Origin of the sequence: Tetzosporium hominis (assembly GCF_002265435.1) — a bacterium.
Taxonomy (GTDB): domain Bacteria; phylum Bacillota; class Bacilli; order Bacillales_A; family Planococcaceae; genus Chryseomicrobium; species Chryseomicrobium hominis.
Window position 1 is genome coordinate 303,091 of record NZ_NOKQ01000134.1, and the last position, 20,682, is coordinate 323,772.

Below are 20,682 nucleotides of genomic sequence, written 5' to 3' on the forward strand. Positions count from 1 at the left end.
TTTATAGTCAATAAGAAAGGTCGTACCAGCATGAGGAAACAAACACTAGAAAACGGCGTGCGCGTCGTTGTTCATCCCATGAACCATACTCGTTCCGTATCCATCGGTGTTTGGATTGAAGTGGGCTCGCGCTATGAGACTCCCGAACAAGCAGGAATGGCTCATTTTATTGAGCATATGCTTTTTAAAGGAACAAAGACTCGTTCGGCAAAAGACTTAGCGATAGCCTTTGACCGCATCGGAGGCAATAGCAATGCTTATACATCGAAAGAGCAAACCTGTTATTATACCCGAGTACTCGACCGCTATGCGATACAGGCGATTGACCTGCTCGCGGACATGCTGTGGAATTCAGTCTTTGATCCTGAAGAGATGGAGCGAGAGAAACAAGTCATTGCAGAGGAAATTCATATGGTGGAAGATACACCAGATGATTGCGTACATGAATATTTGTGGGAAACGATTTTTCAGTCGCATCCATTAGCGCAACCTATTTTAGGTACGCAAGAGACGGTTGCTTCTTTCACTCGAGAACAAGTAGTGGATTTTTACCAAAAAGCCTATCACCCATCAAAAGTGATCATCTCTATTGCAGGTAATGTGGATCATGCGCTCCTGGATCATTTAGAGAAGCAGTTCGGAACACCAAATTGGGAGCGTCAGGAATTGCCTACTATCACTCCTGGAACATTCCATGTAGGGGAAATCCAAAAAGAACGTGAAATCGAACAAGTTCACGTAACACTTGCTTGGCCATCTCCGTCTGTCTTAGACGCAGACATTTATGCAATCGTCTTACTGCAGACGATGTTAGGAGGGTCTATGTCATCTCGACTTTTCCAATCCATTCGAGAAGAAAAAGGACTTGCCTATTCGATTTACTGCTACCAAACATCGTATGTGGATAGTGGAGTATTTGCCATTTACGGAGGAACTTCTAAAGATCAGTTAAACGAATTGTTAGAAGCCGTCCACGAGTGTTTAGATGAAGTAGCGACAAACGGCTTTACTGCAGAAGAACTTGAAGATGCCAAGACGCAAATTGAAGCCAATCTGTATTTATCCCTCGAGAGCTCAACAACCTGGATGAACCGTCTGGCTCGTAATGAAATCCTTTACGGTACGCAACAGGACGTCGAATCTTATTTAGAGAAATATCGCGCAGTTTCTTGTGAGGACATTTTACGAGTGAGTCAGATGTTTACTAAGAAGCCTGCCAAGTCCATCATTCAACCTTATTCATCCTAAAATCATGAAACTCCTCTTCCCTCTACTCATATAGTAGAAGGTAAGGGGGGTTTTATGCGTTTATCCGAGCTTGAACGAAAAGAGTAAGTAGGAATGAAAGACGGAAAAAAATACGGTCTGCTGCAGCATGCAGAGTTGGTGCTTGAGTCGCGAGACGTTATTTTTTATTCCGTGGAACACCATTCAAGTCATTGGTGATGAATATGTGCTAATCGAGAAGGAAACGCCATGACAATAGCTGTTATAGGTGCTGATGAACGCTATTTCTCGTCTCGAATCACCGCATATTCATGGGATGGAGGATGCAGAGCATTTTGGACCGATTACCCCGCTTGATTGTATGGTGATTTTTCTAAAATTGCTGATACCGTTGTAGAAGCAATTGAAAGGCGACAACTGCAACCCTTGTTCATATCTTACGTGTAATCCCTTTCAAAATATAATTTATAGTAATAATTATTTAATCTAGTGAATTATCATACGGATTGTGTTACAATATCGCCATTATGAATGCAGGAAGGGGAAAACCACATGAGCAAGAACTTTGTTGTCGCTATTGTTGGAGCGACTGGAGCTGTAGGACAGAAAATAGCAGAGAAATTAGTTGAGAGGAACTTTCCCTACTCCGATATCAAACTACTTGCATCCAAGCGTTCGGCTGGGCAGCAAGTCACATTAAATGATACAAACTATACAATCGAAGAAGCAACTCCTGAGGCATTTGAAGGTGTCGATTTTGCTTTCTTCTCAGCTGGAGGTGATGTGTCTCGCCAGCTTGCGAAAGAAGCTGCAGCTCGAGGTGCGATCGTCATCGACAATACGAGTGCGTTTCGAATGGATCCAGATACGCCGCTCGTCGTTCCAGAAGTAAATCCAAATGCTCTTCAACAGCACTCGGGAATCATAGCGAATCCAAACTGCTCGACGATTCAAATGGTCTGTGTGTTAGAACCACTTCGTCAAAGAGCAGGTCTAAAAAAAGTGATTGTCTCGACATATCAAGCGGTGTCTGGTTCTGGGGCTGCAGCAATCGATGAACTAAAGAAAGAAAGCAGGGACTTCCTAGAAAAAAAGCCTGACCCACAGGTGCTACCGGTCAAGAGTCAACCGAAGCATTATCCGATTGCAGGCAATTTACTACCTCAAATCGATGTATTTGAAGATAACGGATTTACATTTGAAGAAATGAAAATGATCAATGAAACGAAAAAAATACTGTCAATGCCGGAACTTTCAGTCGCAGCGACATGCGTTCGCGTCCCTGTCATCACAGGACACTCAGAATCTCTCTATGTTGAAACGGAAGAAGAACTTTCACTTGCTGAGATTCGAGACATTCTAGGCTCTGCAGAAGGAGTGGTCCTTCAAGACAATCCAGCAGAGCAACTGTATCCAATGCCGCTGTATGCAGAAGACACGGACCCTGTTTTTGTGGGACGCATCCGAAAAGACTTGCATGAGAAGACTGGAATTCACCTGTGGGTCGTATCGGATAATTTATTAAAAGGTGCCGCACTGAACTCCATTCAAATCGCAGAGAAAATGGTAGAGATGCAGCTAGTTAGTGGGGTGTCACAGTGAATTTAGGAACGGTTTCTACTGCTCTTGTCACACCGTTTACGGAAAATGGGGAAGTAGATTATGATCAATTACAAGAACTCGTGCGTCATCTACTTGCAACGGGTTCTGAAAGTCTTGTAGTCAATGGGACAACAGGTGAATCACCTGTTCTGACTCATGAAGAAAAGATTGCAGTAATTCAAGCGGTCGTCAACGAAGTAAATGGAAAAGTTCCTGTTATCGCAGGAACCGGCTCTAACAATACAGCACAGACGATAGCTTTTACAAAAGAAGTAGAATGTTTAGGAGTCGATGGCTGCATGGTCGTCGTCCCTTATTACAATAAACCAAACCAGCGAAGTTTAGTGGCACACTTTACAGCCATCGCGGACAGTGCCGAAAAACCATTGATGCTTTATAATATTCCTGGCAGATCCGTTGTCAATATGACAGCAGAAACAACAGCCACTTTGAGTCAGCATCCTCGCATCGAGTGGATGAAAGAAGCTAGCGGGAATATGGAGCAAATTGCAGAAGTACTATCGAAGTCTTCATCTGGGTTTACTGTTTACAGTGGAGATGACGGACTTACGCTTCCTTTATACACAATTGGTGCAGCAGGTATCGTGTCAGTCGCTTCTCATATTGTCGGAAATGAAATGCAACAGATGCTAAAGGCATTCCGAGAAGGTCAGCATGAAAAAGCTGCGAACTACCACAAGTTGCTGTTACCGGTATTCAATCAGTTGTTCACAGCGCCGAACCCGACGGTTGTTAAATATGCGTTATCGAAACTTCATGGTTTTTCAGATACTGTCCGTCTCCCTTTATTGACTTTAACAGAATCCGAGAAAGCACAATTTGATGAGGTATGGGCCGACTTCACTGAAAAACAGAATAATTGGCTAAACACCGACCAAGACTGAGGAAACTCAGTCTTTTTTCTATGCCACCAATACTTTCTAAAAATGAGTGAGTAGGCTATAATGAAATTTAGTGAGAAGGTACGGGTACTTATTTAGGAGGAAATCAATTGAAAACAGTTAACGAAACGATTAAAGTCATTCCACTCGGTGGAGTTGGAGAAATTGGAAAGGCGATGTATGTTGTCGAGATCGATGATGAGATCTTCGTAGTCGACAGCGGATTATTATTTCCTGAAAATGAAATGCTCGGGATTGATATTGTCATTCCAGACTTAACGTATTTAGAAGAAAATAAAGACCGTGTAAAAGGAATCTTTTTAACACATGGTCATGAAGATGCAATCGGCTCGATTGCGTATTTACTACAAAAAATTTCAGCTCCAGTTTACGGTTCTAAGTTAACTATTGCTCTAGCTAAGACGCATCTGAAAGAGTTAAAACCAAAACAACCAGTAAAATTCTTTGAAGTAACGAATGCAAGTCGCATGAATTTTAACCGCACTCACGTTACGTTCTTCCATGTGACGCATAGTATTCCAGATACACTAGGGATTGTGTTTCACACTTCAGAGGGTCCAATTGTTTACACAAGTGAATTTAAGTTCGATCAATCCGCACAAGGCAAATATGCTCCGGACCTTGCTAAATTAGCTCTTCTAGGTGAGCAAGGCGTGTTTATGTTACTTTCGGATTCTACAGAAGCAGAACGCCCGGGCTATACAACGTCAGAGACTGTGATTGCTAATCAGTTATCCGAGACATTTTACGCTGCTAAAGGGCGTGTCATTGTAGCTCTATATGCGTCGAACTTCATCCGTATTCAACAGGTGTTAGATAAAGCAAAAGAGACAGGAAAAAAAGTCGCGTTTGCAGGGAAGACTTTAGAGACTACGATGAAAATTGCAATTGACCTCGGGTATATGGAAGTAGGCGAAGAGGTTTTAATTCCTTTAAAAGAAACGACAACAGTTGATGAAGACAATCTCGTCATCATTGTGTCGGGTACACAAGGGGAGCCGCTTGAAGCATTAGAAAAGATGGTTCGTAAACAACACCGTGAAGTGAAAATTAATGAAAATGATACAGTATTGATCACATTCACCCCATCTCCTGGTATGGAAGTGAGCATGTATCATACGATGAACAACATTGCTAAAGCTGGTGCTCGCGTGCTAACTTCTGCAAAAAATGTTCACGTTTCAGGTCATGGTAGTCAAGAAGATTTGAAAATGATGATCAACTTCTTAAAGCCAAAGTATTTTATCCCAGTACAAGGGGAATACCGCATGCTTATTGCGCACTCGAAGCTTGCGCAGCAAACTGGAATGCAAAAATCCCAAATCTTTATCGCTGATAAAGGGGATATTGTAGAATATAAAAATGGCAAAGTACGTATGAGCGGACGTGTTACGGCTGGTAACGTTCTGATTGACGGAATTGGCGTCGGTGACGTCGGAAATATCGTACTTCGTGACCGTAAATTGCTTTCACAAGACGGTATCTTCATTGTCGTCGTCACACTTGACCGCAAAAAGCGTAAGATCGCATCTGGACCTGAAGTGTTATCTCGTGGGTTCGTTTATGTACGTGAATCAGAAGAATTGCTCCAAGAAGCACAGCAAAAAGTAAAAGCTGTTGTTGAGAAGTACACAGAAAAAGAATCTTTCGAGTGGACGAACATCAAACAAGAAATTCGAGACACGTTGCATTCGTACTTGTTCCAACAGACGAAGAGACGACCAATGATTATTCCAATTATTATGGAGTATTAAAAAAGATAGGGTTTCCACCTTTCGGGGAGGAAGCCCTTTTTTCACTAAGGAATGTAGAGGAGCTTTACGAAAGGAGAGCGTCAGCAGTGGCACGGAAACAAACAAAACGAAAACCAACAAAAAAGAAAAAAACGAAAACGCTCCATCCCTTACTTTTTGAGATTTTTGGACTTATTCTTATAGGACTAGCAATTATTGCTCTGTTCCAATATGGCCCTGTGGGTCGTGGTCTTCATGCAATTGGCACCACGTTGTTTGGAAACTGGCATGCAGCACTTCCCTTTTTCTTTATTTTGTATGCACTCTGGATGATGATCAAACAAGCCTTTCCGAAGTGGACCAATCGTATCACATCAGGGGCCATCCTATCATTCGCGGGTATTCTGATGGTTAGTCATCATCTAATGTTTACTCAGCGTCAAGAAATCGGATTTGATGTATCTCCGTCGGTTATGAAGGAAACGTGGAACGTGTTGTTTTCTGAGACAACGACATCCAATGAAGGGGGAGGACTGATTGGAGGACTACTCTATGCAGCGTCTCGTGCCCTATTAGCTGCTAATGGAGCTTTGATTCTCGCATGGATTTTGATTTCTATTGGAATCATCTTGATTACTGGAAAAGCTTTATTGCCTTGGCTTGCTAAACAATCCTCTGCACTGGGAGCGAGTGGCGTGGAGACGTTTAAAAATTGGAAGAACCAACCTCCAGCAGCTAAACCGGCTAAAACAAGACGAAGCACAAAAGTAGAGAAACAAACTGAAGTAGAAATGTTGTCTCCAACATACGAGGAAGAGTCAGTCACTACGGTATTAGAAGAAGTACCGACTCAAGAACCACCACAAGCTCCGATTATTTCAGCATTTAACGAGCGTCCAAAACCGGAAAAAGTGGAGCCGCCAGAAAAAGAAGTGGAAATCAACTTGGCTGGACAAGAACTTGAGAATGAAGCTTACATATTACCGAGTTTTGAGTTATTGACACCGAGTCCGCATGCAGACCAAAGTTCGGAGCTTGGTGCCATACAAACCAATGCAAAAAAACTGGAGCAAACCTTCTTGAGCTTCGGTGTTAAAGCAAAAGTGACTCAAGTTCATTTAGGTCCAGCTGTAACAAAATATGAAGTGTTACCAGACGTCGGCGTGAAAGTGAGCCGTATTGTCAGTCTTAGTGATGACTTAGCTCTTGCTCTTGCTGCCAGGGACATTCGTATAGAAGCGCCAATTCCTGGAAAGTCAGCTATTGGAATCGAAGTTCCGAACTCAGAAGTTGCTATGGTAAGTCTAAGAGAAGTCTTAGAAGAGGGAAGTATGGGGAACCCAGGGAAGCTCGCTGTTGCACTCGGCCGAGATATTACGGGAAAAGCGGTTGTAGCGGAACTGAACAAAATGCCTCACCTTCTTGTTGCAGGGTCGACAGGGTCTGGGAAGAGTGTGTGTATGAACGGCATCATTGTCAGTTTGATGATGCGTGCCAAGCCTCATGAAGTAAAAATGATGATGATCGATCCCAAGATGGTAGAGTTGAATGTCTACAACGGGATTCCGCATCTTTTAGCACCAGTTGTAACCGATCCGCGTAAGGCATCGCAGGCACTTAAAAAAATCGTTTCAGAGATGGAGCGTCGCTATGACCTGTTTTCTCACACTGGAACTCGCAACATGGAAGGATACAATCACTTTGTAGACAAGTGGAATAGTGAAAATGAAGAGCAACACGCCAAACTTCCTTACATTGTGGTATTTGTAGATGAGCTTGCTGACTTGATGATGGTAGCTTCAAACGATGTCGAAGACTCCATTACAAGACTTGCACAGATGGCTCGTGCTTCGGGTATTCACTTGATTATTGCGACGCAGCGTCCAAGTGTAGATGTCATTACAGGGATCATTAAAGCAAACATCCCATCTCGTATCGCGTTTTCCGTTTCATCTGCTATCGATTCAAGAACGATCTTGGATATGGGAGGAGCGGAGAAGTTGCTCGGTCGTGGCGACATGCTGTTCCATCCTTCAGGCAACTCGAAGCCCGTTCGTGTTCAAGGAGCATTTGTGTCAGACGCTGAGGTGGAACGTGTCGTAGATGCAGTCGTCGAACAACAAAAAGCAAATTATGTAGAAGAAATGATTCCTTCAGAAGTAGAAGAGACCGTTCACCAAGAAGAGAGAGATGACCTGTTTGATGATGCTGCAAATCTAGTGATGGAGATGCAGACAGCATCTGTTTCTATGATTCAACGACGTTTCCGAGTTGGGTATTCACGGGCAGCTCGAATTATCGATCAATTGGAACTTGCTGGTATTGTTGGCCCATATGAAGGTTCCAAGCCGCGTCAGGTTTTAATGAATCGTGGGACATACGATACGGAAGAAGTATGACAAAATGATTACAAAAACATTAAAAGTTTTGCGATTAACGTGAAAAAACTATTTATTTTTAAGATTTTAAATGGTATAGTATGACTGATTAGTAGGAATGTTTTACATCAGAGGTCTGATCTCTTTGGTTATTGGTGGTGTAGCAAGTGTCAATTAAGGTTGATCAACGGCATTTATATTTGCAAGTAATTGATCGTATCAAACAAGATATCGACAATGGAGTTTTCAAAGAGAAGGAAAAGCTTCCCTCTGAATTCGAACTCGCAAAAATGCTCGGTGTCAGCCGAGCCACTTTGCGAGAAGCTCTTCGCTTACTCGAAGAGGAAAACATAATTGTCAGACGCCACGGGGTAGGGACATTTATTAACTCAAAACCTGTCTTTACCTCTGGTATTGAACAATTATCCAGTGTTTCATCCATGATTAAACAAGGTGGCATGGAACCTGGAGTTATTTATTTAAGTTCTTTGCAATCGCTTCCAACAGAAGAAGACATGGAGCGTTTTGATTGCTCAGAGGAAGATTTAATCGTTACGATTGAACGCGTTCGCACCGCAAACGGTGATCCAGTGGTTTATTGTGTAGACAAAGTACCTGCTAAATATCTACCTGAAGATTACTTGAGTAGAAGAGAAGGTTCTTTATTCTCAGCACTTGAACAATCTGGAGAGTTACGTGTTTCACATGCAGTAACATTTATTGATCCAATGGGCTATCATGACGTGGCATCACCGACACTTAACTGTGAGCCAGAAACTGCCCTTCTTGTGTTGAAGCAGCTTCATTACGATGAACAGGACCGAGTTGTCTTGTACTCGAAAAACTATTTCCGAGCAGATAAGTTCAGTTTCCATGTGATTCGTAAACGGGTGTAATCGTCACTTCCTACTAATAAGAAATTAATTTTGGGGGTTTTTAACGTGTCAAAACGCAAATATGGTTTAGGTCTTTCTGTAATGTTAGCAGCAGGTACTTTACTTGCAGCATGTGGTTCTGATGAAGAAACACAAGAAACAAACGGTAATTCTGGCGAAGGTACAGAGCCAACAGAAGAAAAAGCAGATTTCTCAGTAGCTATGGTAACAGACGTTGGTGGCGTTGATGACAAATCATTCAACCAATCAGCTTGGGAAGGTATTCAAAAGTTTGGTAAAGACAACGGCCTAGCTCAAGGTGACGGTGGTTACGATTACCTACAATCAGCTTCAGATGCTGACTATGTAACAAACCTAAACAACCTAGTTCGTCGTGACTTTGACGTGGTATTCGGAATTGGTTACTTAATGGAAGCTGCGGTTAATGATATCGCTCAACAACAACCAGATGCTCAACTTGCAATCATTGATGCAGTTGTAGATCAGCCAAACGTAGCTTCTGTTCTTTTCAAAGAACAAGAGGGTGCATTCCTAGCTGGTGTTGCTGCAGCATTAATGTCTGAATCAAAACAAATCGGTTTCGTTGGTGGAATGGAAATTCCAGTAATCGAGCGCTTTGAAGTTGGTTTCTTAGCTGGAGTTGAAGCAGTTGATCCATCTATCGAAGTAGACGTTCAGTACACTGGCGCATTCGATAAAGCGGAACTTGGTAAAACTACAGCTAACCGCATGTACTCTGAAGGCGTAGATATCATTTTCCACGCTGCTGGTGGTACAGGGAATGGTGTATTCGCAGAAGCGAAAGAGCGTAAAACTAAAGATCCAGATGCAAACGTATGGGTAATCGGAGTTGACTCTGACCAATACGAAGAGGGTGCTGTTGGCGATACAAACGTAACTTTAACTTCTATGTTGAAGCGCGTTGACGAAGCAGTTATCCGTATTTCTGAAGCAGCTATGAACGGAGAGTTCCCAGGTGGAGAGTCTACTGTTTATGGTCTTGCTGAAGACGGTGTTGGCCTAGCTGATTCTCGTGGAGCTATTCCAGATGACATCATGGCTCAAATCGAAGAATTCAAGCAACAAATCGTTGACGGTGAAATCACAGTACCTGAAACACGTGAGTAGTAAATACTGAAGAATCATAAAGACCGATATGCATCGGTCTTTATGTTCTTTTTTTAACTAATTTCCAAATAATAGATGAAAGATTTTAGAAATCCTAAATCTTTCATGTGTTATTTAGATAGAATTGGAGTGAGATAGATGGAGTATGTTATCGAAATGCTAAACATCCGAAAAGAGTTTGGTAACTTCGTTGCGAATGATAATATTACCCTTCAATTGAAGAAAGGCGAGATTCATGCGCTTCTTGGTGAAAATGGTGCAGGTAAATCGACTTTGATGAACGTTCTATTCGGTCTTTACCAACCTGAAGCTGGAGAGATTCGAGTGAAAGGGCAAAAAGTAGATATTGCTAATCCTAATATCGCAAATGATTTAGGTATTGGAATGGTTCACCAACACTTTATGCTTGTTGAGAACTTCACAGTAACGGAGAATATCATCCTTGGAAATGAATATACTAAGGGTGGTGTGATTGATAAAAAAGTAGCTGCAAAAAAAATCACGGAACTCTCAGAGATGTATGGTTTAGATGTCGATCCAACAGCAAAGATTGAAGATATCTCAGTTGGTATGCAACAACGTGTAGAAATTTTGAAAACACTTTATCGCGGTGCTGAAATTTTGATTTTTGACGAGCCGACTGCTTCTTTGACACCTCAAGAAATTGAAGACTTGATTGGCATCATGAAGCGTCTAATTGCTGAAGGAAAATCCATTATCTTGATCACTCATAAGCTTAAAGAAATTATGGAAGTTTCTGATCGCGTAACAGTTATCCGTAAAGGACAAGGAATTGGAACAGTCACTACTGCTGAGACGAATCCTAATGAACTTGCTTCATTAATGGTGGGACGTCAAGTAGAATTCAAAACTGTGAAAAAAGATGCGACTCCTGGAGAAGATGCACTTGTTATCAAAGACCTCGTTGTACAAGATTACCGAGGCATCGACAAAGTGAAAAACTTGTCACTTACTGTTCGTAAAGGCGAAATTCTAGGTCTTGCGGGAATTGACGGGAACGGACAAAGTGAATTAATTGAAGCTATTACTGGGCTTCGTAAAACAAAATCAGGAACTGTGTTTATCAATGGCAACGAGATTACGAATCTTAAACCGCGTAAAGTGACGGAAAGCGGAATTGGTCATATTCCCGAAGACCGCCACAAACACGGATTGGTTCTCGATTTCCCAATTGGTCATAACATCGCTCTTCAAACGTATTACAAAGAACCGATTGCTAAAAACGGCATTATGAATTACAGCAAAGTTTCTGAGCTTGCGAAGAAAATTATTGCAGATTATGATGTGCGAACTACCGGAGAAGATGCTTTAGCTCGTTCATTATCTGGAGGAAACCAGCAGAAGGCGATCATTGGTCGTGAAGTGCACCGTGACCCGGATTTATTGATTGCTGCTCTTCCTACACGCGGACTCGATGTTGGAGCGATTGAGTTCATTCACCAACGTCTAATTGAACAGCGAGATAATGGGAAAGCCGTTCTTTTACTTTCTTATGAATTAGATGAAGTTATGAACGTATCGGACCGTATTGCGGTTATGTATGATGGCTATATTATCGATACGCTTGATCCAAAGAAAACTACAGAACAAGAACTTGGCTTATTAATGGCTGGACAAGCAAAACAGAGACGATCAAAGCAGGGGGAGACAGCACATGTCGAATAGACTGATTAACATTCTCGTGCCCGCTGTTTCAGTCGTGTTAGGGTTACTAGTTGGTGCACTCATCATGTTATTTACTGGGTACGATCCAATTGAAGGATACGCGGCACTTTGGAACGGGATTTTCGGGGACATCTATGCGATTGGGGAAACCATTCGTCAAATTACACCCTATATTTTAGCTGGACTTGCGGTGGCATTTGCTTTCCGTACAGGGTTATTCAACATCGGGGTTGAGGGACAACTTATTGTAGGTTGGTTCGCTGCAGCTTGGGTTGGAGTTGCCTTTACAGATCTACCGGCATTTATTCACTTGCCACTTGCAGTTCTTGCAGCTGCTGTTGCTGGTGCTTTCTGGGGTTTCATTCCAGGGTTATTGAAAGCAAAATTAAAAGTCCATGAAGTTATCGTCACAATTATGATGAACTACATTGCACTATTTGTTACAAACGCTTTAATCCGCTATGTATCAGACGGTGGAGACAACACGGGACTTATTGCAGAAAGTGCATCACTAGGATCGCCTTTCTTACAAGGGTTAACAGATTTCTCACGTCTTCACTATGGGATTCTTATTGCCCTAGCTATGGTTTTTGTTATGTGGTTTATTCTTGAAAAAACAAAAACTGGCTTTGAATTAAAAGCAGTTGGTTTTAACCAAAATGCATCCGAGTATGCAGGTATGAACGTAAGTCGCAATATTATCTTATCTATGGTTATCGCTGGTGCTTTTGCAGGTCTTGCTGGAGCTATGGAAGCTCTTGGAACATTCCAATATGCAAACGTTAAAGGTGGATTTACGGGGATTGGATTTGATGGTATCGCAGTAGCCCTATTAGGTGCCAATACACCACTTGGTGTTGTTTTTGGAGCTACTTTGTTTGGAGCCCTGCAATATGGATCTTTAAACATGCCGAACGAAGCAGGTGTACCTGTTGAAATCGTATCCATTGTAATTGCCATCATTATTTTCTTCGTGGCCTCAGGTTATGTACTTCGCCTGTTCCTTGAGAAGATCAGTAGTAAAAAGGAGGCGAAATAAATGAGCGCCTTTCTAGAAGCTCTATACTTTATTGTTCCTGTATCGATTGCTTATGCGGCACCACTTATTTTCGTTGCAATCGGAGGAGTGTTCTCTGAAAAATCCGGAGTTATCAACATCGGACTAGAAGGACTAATGGTAATGGGAGCATTCGTCGGGATTGTATTCAACTTGACGTTTGCGGATCAATTGGGTGGTAGTACCATTTGGTTCTCGTTACTAGCGGCCATGGTAGTATCCGGGATATTCTCTCTTCTACACGCAGTAGCATCGATTAGTTTCCGAGCGGACCAGACAATTTCTGGGGTTGCAATTAACATGTTAGGTGTGGCAATTGCCTTATTTGCTGTAAAATTGATTTATGATAAAGGGCAAACTGACTATGTTACAGAGCAGTTTATTCGATTTGATATCCCGGTACTGAGTGATATTCCAGTCATCGGTCCTATGTTCTTTTCGGATGTCTATAGCACTTCCATTCTTGCGATTGCAGTAGCTATTCTTGCTTGGTTTGTGATTTATAAAACGCCGTTTGGACTGCGTTTACGTGCTGTTGGGGAACACCCAATGGCTGCAGATACAATGGGTGTTAAAGTAAATCGTATGCGTTATATTGCCGTTGTGTTGTCTGGTATGCTGGCAGGGATTGGTGGAGCGGCATATGCTCAATCGATCTCATACGAGTTCTCACACTCTACAATCAACGGACAAGGTTTCATGGCCTTAGCAGCTATGATCTTTGGTAAATGGCATCCACTGGGTGCGATGGGTGCAGCGTTGTTCTTCGGACTCGCTCAATCTTTAAAGATTGTCGGAGGTTCTATCGACTTCATCGACCAAGTACCAACGGTCTACTTAGACATCTTACCGTATGTGTTGACGATTCTTGCTCTTGCTGGATTTATTGGAAAAGCAAGTGCACCAAAGGCTATCGGACAGCCGTACATCAAAGGAAAACGCTAATTCTCAAAAAGGTCTCCATTTGGAGGCCTTTTTTTCATACTGAAACGATAGTCGTATGCACATGATAGTGGTACACTAAACGGTAGAGAAAGGGGCCTTTATTTTGTTTACGATACAACAACTCGCACCTGGTGTGCGTCTTTATACATTGCCTACCAAGCAATTTAAAACCATTACACTTTCTATTAAATTTACAACGCAACTTACCGAGGAAAATGCAGGAGTCCGTACTGTGCTCTCCAACCTATTACAGTTCAGCAACCAGCTTACACCTACGAACAGTGCATTCCGACAGAAACTCGACGAACTTTATGGTACTTCGATCTATCTCGATACAATGAAGCGTGCCGATCGTCATACGGTCTATTTAAATGCGGACTTTGTGAACGACGCATATTTAGCTGAGCATAACTTGACAGAAGAAGTTTTGGAGCTAATCCAAGCCGTGTTATTTAAGCCACTTCTTACTACTGCTACTTTTGATGCTCGTATCTTTGATCGAGAAAAGAAACAAGTACAGACAAGAATCGAGTCACTTTATGAAGACAAGTCTCGTTATGCCCAACACCGTCTGATGGAATTGATTCGCCCACATCACCCCGCTTCCATATCGGCTACGGGTGACAAAGAGCTAGTACAAGAAGTCACTTTAGAACAAGTAATTGAAGCCTATCACTCTATGATTGCAAATGATGAAATCTCGATTTATGTTGTAGGAGATATCGATACTTTTAACTATAGCGACTTGGTCACTTCGTACTTTGGTTTTGAGGGACGCGAAATCACAGATCGTGGTGTTATTCAGCCTGAGACTTCTTCTTTTGAAGAAACAGTAGAGTACATGGATATGAAACAAGCGAAATTGCATATAGCTTATGAAACACCTGTCACTGCACAATCACCTGAGTTTCCTATTATGCAAATACTTAATGGGATTTTAGGAGCCTATCCACACTCGAAGCTCTTTACGAACGTCCGCGAAAAAGAAAGTCTTGCTTATTATGCATCGAGTTCGTTTGCTTCATCCTACGGTTTGCTGTTTGCTGTGAGTGGAATAGACCCGGCGCAGAAAAACAAAGCAGAATCTCTTATCGATCAGCAACTAGAGGAAATAAAAAATGGCAACATTTCTGATAGAGAGTTTCTTCAAACAAAGTCTATGTTAAAGAATCAGCTCATGGAGATTAAAGATTCTGCACGTGGGTTGATTGAAGTATATGAGTCCTACCAAGAAATCGATCCAGACTTTACTTTGGATGGGTGGGCAAAGAAATGGGAGACTATTTCAAAACAAGATGTTCAACAACTCGCTCATTCCGTGCAGAAGATTCACACTTACTTCCTCACTACAAAGGAGGAGCAACATGCATAAAATCACTTATGACCAGCTAAAAGAAACACTTTATCATGAAAAACTGGAAAATGGTTTAGAAGTCTATGTACTTCCGAAGTCTGGATTTTCTAAAACGTATGTTACATTCACGACAAAATATGGTTCTATCGACAACCATTTCATTCCTCCTGGTAAAGAAGAGGTATTAGTTCCTGACGGGATTGCGCACTTTTTAGAGCATAAGATGTTTGAAAAAGAAGATGGCGATGTGTTCCAAAAGTTTAGTGAAGCAGGAGCGTCCGCAAATGCGTTCACGTCATTCACACGCACGTCTTATTTATTTTCTGCGACGGATAACATCTTCACGCATACGCAGACTCTTTTAGATTTTGTACAGATACCTTATTTTACTGAAGCTACTGTGAACAAAGAAAAAGGAATCATCGCGCAAGAGATTACAATGTATGATGATATGCCAGATTGGCGATTGTATTTTGGTACAATTGAAAATATGTATCATGATCACCCTGTAAAAATCGATATTGCGGGAACTGTTGAATCGATTCAAGACATTACGGCGGAGCACCTCTATACATGTCACGAGACATTCTACCATCCGTCGAATATGGTTCTCTTTGCTGTAGGAGCTGTGGATCCACAAGCATTCATTGAACTGGTCAAAGACAATCAACAGAAAAAGCAGTTCCAAGACAAGCCAGACGTTATTCATTTAGTACCTTCAGAACCAGATACAGTAGCAACACCTTACCGTGAAATGAGCATGGATGTCGTACAACCGAAAGTTTTATTCGGAATCAAAGCACCTGTGCATCAGTTAGCTGGAGAAGAAATGTTGCGCTATGAACTCGCTATGCAAACGATTCTAGACAGCGTGTTTGGTCGCTCGTCTGCGTTCTTTGAATCCACTTATGAACAAGGCTTGATTGATGAGTCATACTCTGCGGACTTCTCATTAGAGAATACTTACGGGTTTTCTATGATTGGTTCAGATACCGATCGACCTGAAGAGTTGATTGCAGCAATCAAACAACAGCTTGCAACTCCTTTTGAAGACTATACGTCTTTACAACAGCAGCTGGAGCGAGCTAAGAAACGGAAAATCGGAATGTTTTTACGTTCGCTTAATTCTATTGAATATATTGCCAACCAATTCACTCGATATCGCTTCAATGATATGGAACTATTCCAAGTACTTCCTGTCGTCGAGACATTGACTATGGATGACTTGAAAAAAGTCTATGAACAACTGCAAGTGGAGACTGCCCAAACTCAATTTGTAATCCGACCTACAAATGGCACAAAGTAAATTTGCTTTGATTGTCGGAGCCACTGGAGCGATTGGTTCGTCAACAGCTAGACGTTTGGCTAAAGAAGGTTGGAATATCTATCTGCATTGCAACCGCTCGCATGATAAAGGAAAGGTTCTTTTGCAAGAACTGAGAGAATTCTATCCAGCTCAGCATTTCTCGTTGCATTCTTTTGAAATGAGTACAAAAGCTGAGATGGATGTTTCTTTTGTGTTTGAACTGGATGCAATTGTGTTTGCTCACGGAGGTACTCTTTATAAAGAGTGGATTGAAACTTCACTAAAGGAAAGCAGTGCTCTACTTGAAACTTATATTTTAGCGCCACAGAAATTGTTACAGGCTCTTTATCCTAAATTGAAGGACTCCAGTATCGTTTTTATTGGATCCATTTTTGGAGATAAAGGCGCCTCCTGGGAAGTAGCTTACAGTACGGCAAAAGCCGCTCAAAACGGTTTGGTTAAAAGTTTAGCGAGGGAATGGGCAACACTTCCCGTGCGAGTAAATAGCGTGCAAGCGGGTTTTATTGATTCAGGGATACACGGTCATTTAACAGAAGAAGATGAAAAAGTGACGATTGCTTCTATTCCTCTTAAACGAAAAGGGCACCCTGATGCGATTGCGCATGCTGTCTGTTTTTTAGTGGGAGAAGATAGTCGTTTTATTACGGGACAACAGATTGCAGTGGATGGTGGATGGAATTTAATAGGATGATTCTTTTCGTATAGTAAAAAATTCGTTATCATAAAGAAGTAGATGAGGGGGAAGGTCAATGACGACGGAGTGGTTCTTTGAATACGAGATTCAAATCAACAGGCCGGGTCTATTAGGAGACATCGCCTCGCTATTAGGGATGTTGCGGATTACCATCGTTACAATCAATGGAGTGGATGAAGGGCGTCGGGGCATGCTGTTAAATGCTCAGTCTAAAGCGAGCATTGATCGCTTTGAACATATTATCTCAACTATGGAAACCATCCAACTGACAAAATACCGTGAGCCGAAATTGCGAGACCGTTTGGCTGTGCGTCACGGTCGCTACATACAACGAGATTTAGATGACCGCAAAACGTTCCGGTTTGTTCGAGACGACTTGGGTCTTCTAGTCGATTTCATGGCAGAAATCTTTAAGCAGGACGGACATAAGTTGATTGGGATTCGTGGGATGCCCCGTGTCGGAAAGACAGAGTCCGTCGTGGCTGCAAGTGTTTGTGCGAACAAGAAGTGGATTTTTCTTTCTTCCACGATGATCAAACAGACCGTGCGAAATCAACTGATGGGAGACGAGTTCAGTCAGCAAAACATCTTCATTTTAGACGGAATCGTCACACGCAAGTCTTCTGATGAGCGACATCATCAGTTGGTTAAAGAAATGATGCGTATGCCGACCATTAAAGTGGTTGAACACCCCGATATGTTTGTGCAACACTCGGAATATTCGATTGATGATTTTGATTATATTATAGAGCTGCGTCATACACCGGATGAAGAAATCACATATGAAATGATGGAAAAGAATCATGGAAATAATGATTTCGGTGGGTTCGGAGGATTTGGCGGATTTGAATTTTAAAGAAGGCAGGTGAATGCTGTGTCAGAATTAGGTGCTCGTCTTCGTCAAGCGAGAACTGAAAAAAACTTATCTATTGATGATATACAAGCTTTAACTAAGATTCAAAAGCGTTACTTACACGGAATTGAAGAAGGAAATTATGAAGCGATGCCGGGACCCTTTTATGTCCGCGCATTCATTCGGCAATATGCAGATGCAGTCGGTTTGCATGGTGATGAATTACTAGAGCAGTATAAAAATGAAATTCCCGCAGCTACCCGAACAAGTTCTCCACCATTAGCTGCTTCTACCGCATCGCGGTCACGTAACTACCGTTTAGGCGGGGGGGTTAGTGGTGGCAACCGTTTAATGGAAATATTCCCGATGATTCTAGTAGCACTTTTTGTCATTGCGATTCTTGCAATTGCTTACGTGCTGTCCCAAAGAGCACCAGTAGATCCTCCAGTTGAAGATGGAGGAGAAACGGAGATTATCATTGAGACACAGGATCCAGAACCTGCTGCTCCTGCTGAGGATGAAGAAGCAGATGAGACCACATCAGAAGAAGAAACAGAAGAGGAACCGGAAGATGAGGTTGTGGTTACCGAATCAGGTATAAGTGGAGAAGATTCCTATTATGACGTGTCCGGAACAGACGGAGTAACAGTAAATATCACCTTTACGGGAGACTCTTGGTTGTCAATTCAAAATGCAGCTGGTCAAGAATTGTTACCGGTCGCACGAGTATATAATGCGGCTGACGGTGACGTATCTTTCCCTCTTCCTGAAGAGGGAAGTTATCGTGTGCGAATTGGTGTGACTTCGGCTGCTTCAGTAAGCATCAATGATGTACCCGTGAACTACCAAACTGGTCGTGTGACAGAAAACTTATATTTCAATTGGACGACTGAATAAACGCCTTGTCCGTTTTGGACAAGGCCTGTTTTTCTTATAGAAAGGAGCGATGATTATGAATTTACCGAATAAGATTTCTTTATTTCGCATTTTTTTAATTCCTATTTTTATGTTGTTTATGCTGGTGGACTTCGGGTTTGGAGAACTTTCTTTACTAGGGGCTACACTTCCTGTGGGTCATTTGATCGGTGCCATTATTTTCATCTTTGCATCCATCACAGACTTTATTGATGGCTATATTGCACGTAAGCACAATCTTGTAACGAATATGGGGAAATTTTTAGATCCGCTTGCCGATAAACTATTAGTTTCAGCAGCCTTAATTCTTCTTGTAGAATTTGATATGGCTCCAGCATGGGTCGTCATAATAATTATTAGTCGTGAATTTGCAGTCACAGGCCTACGTTTGATTTTAGCTGGTGGTGGAGAAGTCGTGGCAGCCAATCAACTAGGTAAAATTAAAATGTGGACACAGACTGTTGCGATTTCGGCATTGCTTTTAGGAAACATTGGATTTGCCCTAATTGGTTTCCCATTCGCTACAATCATGCTGTATGTCTGTCTTGTATTTACAGTTTGGTCAGGTTATGATTACTTCTATTTAAATCGTCGTGTTTTACTCGACTCCAAGTAAGGAGAGATACACATGCGCGCTGAAATTATTGCAGTAGGATCCGAATTATTACTAGGTCAAATCGTCAATACCAATGCCCAGTTCTTATCCAGTCAATTAGCGGAGATGGGAATCAACATCCACTATCATACTGTGGTGGGAGACAATAAAGGACGGCTATTAGATGCAATACAAATAGCAGAGAGACGTGCGGATATTTTATTGTTTTCAGGAGGACTTGGTCCGACAAAGGATGACTTGACGAAACAAACCATTGCAGAGCATCTAGGAACATCACTTGTACTCGATGCAGACGCGCTTCAGTTCATTGAAGAGTTCTTTGCACAGCGAAAACGTCCAATGACAGAAAACAATAAGCAGCAAGCTCTTGTGTTTGAAGGCGCCACGGTTTTAAAGAATCATAATGGTATGGCTCCGGGAATGTACTATAAAAAAGACAAACATACTTATATCCTTTTGCCTGGACCTCCAAAAGAATTAGAACCTATGTTTCAGTATGAAGCGAAACCGCTCATTGCCAAACAAGTGTTGAATAATCGCATGATCTATTCTCATGTCATTCGTTTCTATGGAATTGGAGAAGCAGAACTTGAGACTCGTTTAGAGGATTTGATTGATCAGCAAACAAATCCTACAATCGCACCTCTTGCGTCAGACGGAGAAGTTACCATTCGTTTGACGGCTACTGGAGAAACTGAGGAAGAAGCATGGAAAGCGATTCAAAAAGTACAAGCAGAAATATTGAATCGCGTTGGAAAATACGTTTATGGCTATAACAATGACTCACTTCCACTGAAGTTGAAAGAGATGCTAATCAATCAAAATTTGAAGATTGCTGCAGCTGAAAGTATGACGGCAGGTCTCTTTCAAGCAGAGCTTGCTACGATTCCTGGTATGGCCCAAACACTTGTTGGCGGAATCGTCGCATACAACGAAGACGTCAAGATTAATCAACTTGGTGTCGACCCAGTGATTATTGATGAGCACTCTGTTGTAAGTAGTCAATGTGCTGAAGATATGGCACGGAAGATTCAAGCTCTATTCAAGACAGATATTGGTGTCGGTATTACTGGAGCTGCGGGTCCTGACGAACATGGTGGACAGCCTGCAGGCACGGTGTGGATCGGAATTGCATTTCAAGGTAATACGTATAGCTACGAGCTGCATCTGTCGGGTATGCGTAATACGAACCGGATACGCGCAGTTAAGTTCACGATTCACTACTTATTACAATTGCTGCGAGAACACAATCAAATCGATGTCTAAAACTAACTCATGGACAGACGTGTCCATGAGTTTTTCTTTGCACAAAACTCCATTTTGGTAAAATCGAGTTGTTTGAAAAAAT

General features: G+C 42.0%; 17 protein-coding genes. All 17 read left to right on the top strand.

Going from position 1 to position 20,682, the window contains the following annotated elements; translation table 11 throughout:
* Window positions 1-30: 30 nt before the first annotated feature.
* Window positions 31-1,248 carry a M16 family metallopeptidase gene (locus CF394_RS02450; protein ID WP_165767430.1) on the top strand — a complete coding sequence of 406 codons (1,218 nt, stop codon included), beginning with the start codon at window positions 31-33 and terminating at the stop codon, window positions 1,246-1,248.
* Window positions 1,249-1,779: 531 nt separating this feature from the next.
* Complete coding sequence (locus tag CF394_RS02455; RefSeq protein ID WP_094941676.1) at window positions 1,780-2,829, top strand: aspartate-semialdehyde dehydrogenase; 1,050 nt, start codon at window positions 1,780-1,782, stop codon at window positions 2,827-2,829.
* Window positions 2,826-3,734, top strand: a complete 909-nt coding sequence (gene dapA / locus CF394_RS02460; protein WP_094941677.1) for a 4-hydroxy-tetrahydrodipicolinate synthase — start codon at window positions 2,826-2,828, stop codon at window positions 3,732-3,734. Before CF394_RS02455 ends, dapA begins: the two co-directional genes overlap by 4 nt.
* A 107-nt stretch (window positions 3,735-3,841) precedes the next feature.
* Complete coding sequence (locus tag CF394_RS02465; protein ID WP_094941678.1) at window positions 3,842-5,506, top strand: ribonuclease J; 1,665 nt, start codon at window positions 3,842-3,844, stop codon at window positions 5,504-5,506.
* Window positions 5,507-5,592: 86 nt separating this feature from the next.
* Window positions 5,593-7,884 carry a DNA translocase FtsK gene (locus tag CF394_RS02470; protein WP_094941679.1) on the top strand — a complete coding sequence of 764 codons (2,292 nt, stop codon included), beginning with the start codon at window positions 5,593-5,595 and terminating at the stop codon, window positions 7,882-7,884.
* 146 nt (window positions 7,885-8,030) lie between these two features.
* On the top strand, window positions 8,031-8,759 hold the full coding sequence (locus tag CF394_RS02475) for a GntR family transcriptional regulator (protein WP_094941680.1): 729 nt from the start codon (window positions 8,031-8,033) through the stop codon (window positions 8,757-8,759).
* Window positions 8,760-8,804: 45 nt separating this feature from the next.
* Entirely contained in the window at window positions 8,805-9,887 is a 1,083-nt protein-coding gene (locus tag CF394_RS02480; RefSeq protein WP_094941681.1) for a BMP family lipoprotein, read from the top strand.
* 138 nt (window positions 9,888-10,025) lie between these two features.
* A complete protein-coding gene (locus tag CF394_RS02485; RefSeq protein ID WP_094941682.1) occupies window positions 10,026-11,573 on the top strand; it encodes an ABC transporter ATP-binding protein in 1,548 nt (515 codons plus the stop codon).
* Complete coding sequence (locus tag CF394_RS02490) at window positions 11,563-12,612, top strand: ABC transporter permease (protein ID WP_094941683.1); 1,050 nt, start codon at window positions 11,563-11,565, stop codon at window positions 12,610-12,612. The genes CF394_RS02485 and CF394_RS02490 overlap by 11 nt, the downstream gene beginning before the upstream one ends.
* On the top strand, window positions 12,613-13,575 hold the full coding sequence (locus CF394_RS02495; protein ID WP_094941684.1) for an ABC transporter permease: 963 nt from the start codon (window positions 12,613-12,615) through the stop codon (window positions 13,573-13,575).
* Window positions 13,576-13,678: 103 nt separating this feature from the next.
* A complete protein-coding gene (gene yfmF, locus CF394_RS02500; protein ID WP_094941685.1) occupies window positions 13,679-14,947 on the top strand; it encodes an EF-P 5-aminopentanol modification-associated protein YfmF in 1,269 nt (422 codons plus the stop codon).
* Window positions 14,940-16,235, top strand: coding sequence for an EF-P 5-aminopentanol modification-associated protein YfmH (yfmH, locus tag CF394_RS02505; protein WP_094941686.1), 1,296 nt, complete (start codon window positions 14,940-14,942; stop codon window positions 16,233-16,235). The genes yfmF and yfmH overlap by 8 nt, the downstream gene beginning before the upstream one ends.
* Window positions 16,222-16,947 carry an SDR family NAD(P)-dependent oxidoreductase gene (locus CF394_RS02510; RefSeq protein ID WP_094941687.1) on the top strand — a complete coding sequence of 242 codons (726 nt, stop codon included), beginning with the start codon at window positions 16,222-16,224 and terminating at the stop codon, window positions 16,945-16,947. The genes yfmH and CF394_RS02510 overlap by 14 nt, the downstream gene beginning before the upstream one ends.
* Window positions 16,948-17,005: 58 nt before the next feature.
* Window positions 17,006-17,806: a DUF3388 domain-containing protein gene (locus CF394_RS02515; RefSeq protein WP_094941688.1), complete on the top strand. Its 801-nt coding sequence runs from the start codon at window positions 17,006-17,008 to the stop codon at window positions 17,804-17,806.
* Between the two features lie 18 nt (window positions 17,807-17,824).
* Window positions 17,825-18,700 carry a helix-turn-helix domain-containing protein gene (locus CF394_RS02520; RefSeq protein WP_165767431.1) on the top strand — a complete coding sequence of 292 codons (876 nt, stop codon included), beginning with the start codon at window positions 17,825-17,827 and terminating at the stop codon, window positions 18,698-18,700.
* A 55-nt stretch (window positions 18,701-18,755) separates the two neighbouring features.
* Window positions 18,756-19,334, top strand: a complete 579-nt coding sequence (gene pgsA, locus CF394_RS02525) for a CDP-diacylglycerol--glycerol-3-phosphate 3-phosphatidyltransferase (RefSeq protein WP_094941690.1) — start codon at window positions 18,756-18,758, stop codon at window positions 19,332-19,334.
* Between the two features lie 12 nt (window positions 19,335-19,346).
* Complete coding sequence (locus CF394_RS02530; RefSeq protein ID WP_094941691.1) at window positions 19,347-20,600, top strand: competence/damage-inducible protein A; 1,254 nt, start codon at window positions 19,347-19,349, stop codon at window positions 20,598-20,600.
* Window positions 20,601-20,682 lie beyond the last annotated feature (82 nt).

Excerpts from the sequence above, each read along its gene's own strand:
- CF394_RS02455 (WP_094941676.1), top strand. The coding sequence starts at position 1,780 with ATGAGCAAGAACTTTGTTGTCGCTATTGTTGGAGCGACTGGAGCTGTA.
- CF394_RS02490 (WP_094941683.1), top strand. The coding sequence starts at position 11,563 with ATGTCGAATAGACTGATTAACATTCTCGTGCCCGCTGTTTCAGTCGTG.
- CF394_RS02510 (WP_094941687.1), top strand. The coding sequence starts at position 16,222 with ATGGCACAAAGTAAATTTGCTTTGATTGTCGGAGCCACTGGAGCGATT.
- CF394_RS02495 (WP_094941684.1), top strand. The coding sequence starts at position 12,613 with ATGAGCGCCTTTCTAGAAGCTCTATACTTTATTGTTCCTGTATCGATT.
- pgsA (WP_094941690.1), top strand. The coding sequence starts at position 18,756 with ATGAATTTACCGAATAAGATTTCTTTATTTCGCATTTTTTTAATTCCT.
- yfmH (WP_094941686.1), top strand. The coding sequence starts at position 14,940 with ATGCATAAAATCACTTATGACCAGCTAAAAGAAACACTTTATCATGAA.
- CF394_RS02450 (WP_165767430.1), top strand. The coding sequence starts at position 31 with ATGAGGAAACAAACACTAGAAAACGGCGTGCGCGTCGTTGTTCATCCC.
- CF394_RS02530 (WP_094941691.1), top strand. The coding sequence starts at position 19,347 with ATGCGCGCTGAAATTATTGCAGTAGGATCCGAATTATTACTAGGTCAA.
- CF394_RS02485 (WP_094941682.1), top strand. The coding sequence starts at position 10,026 with ATGGAGTATGTTATCGAAATGCTAAACATCCGAAAAGAGTTTGGTAAC.
- CF394_RS02515 (WP_094941688.1), top strand. The coding sequence starts at position 17,006 with ATGACGACGGAGTGGTTCTTTGAATACGAGATTCAAATCAACAGGCCG.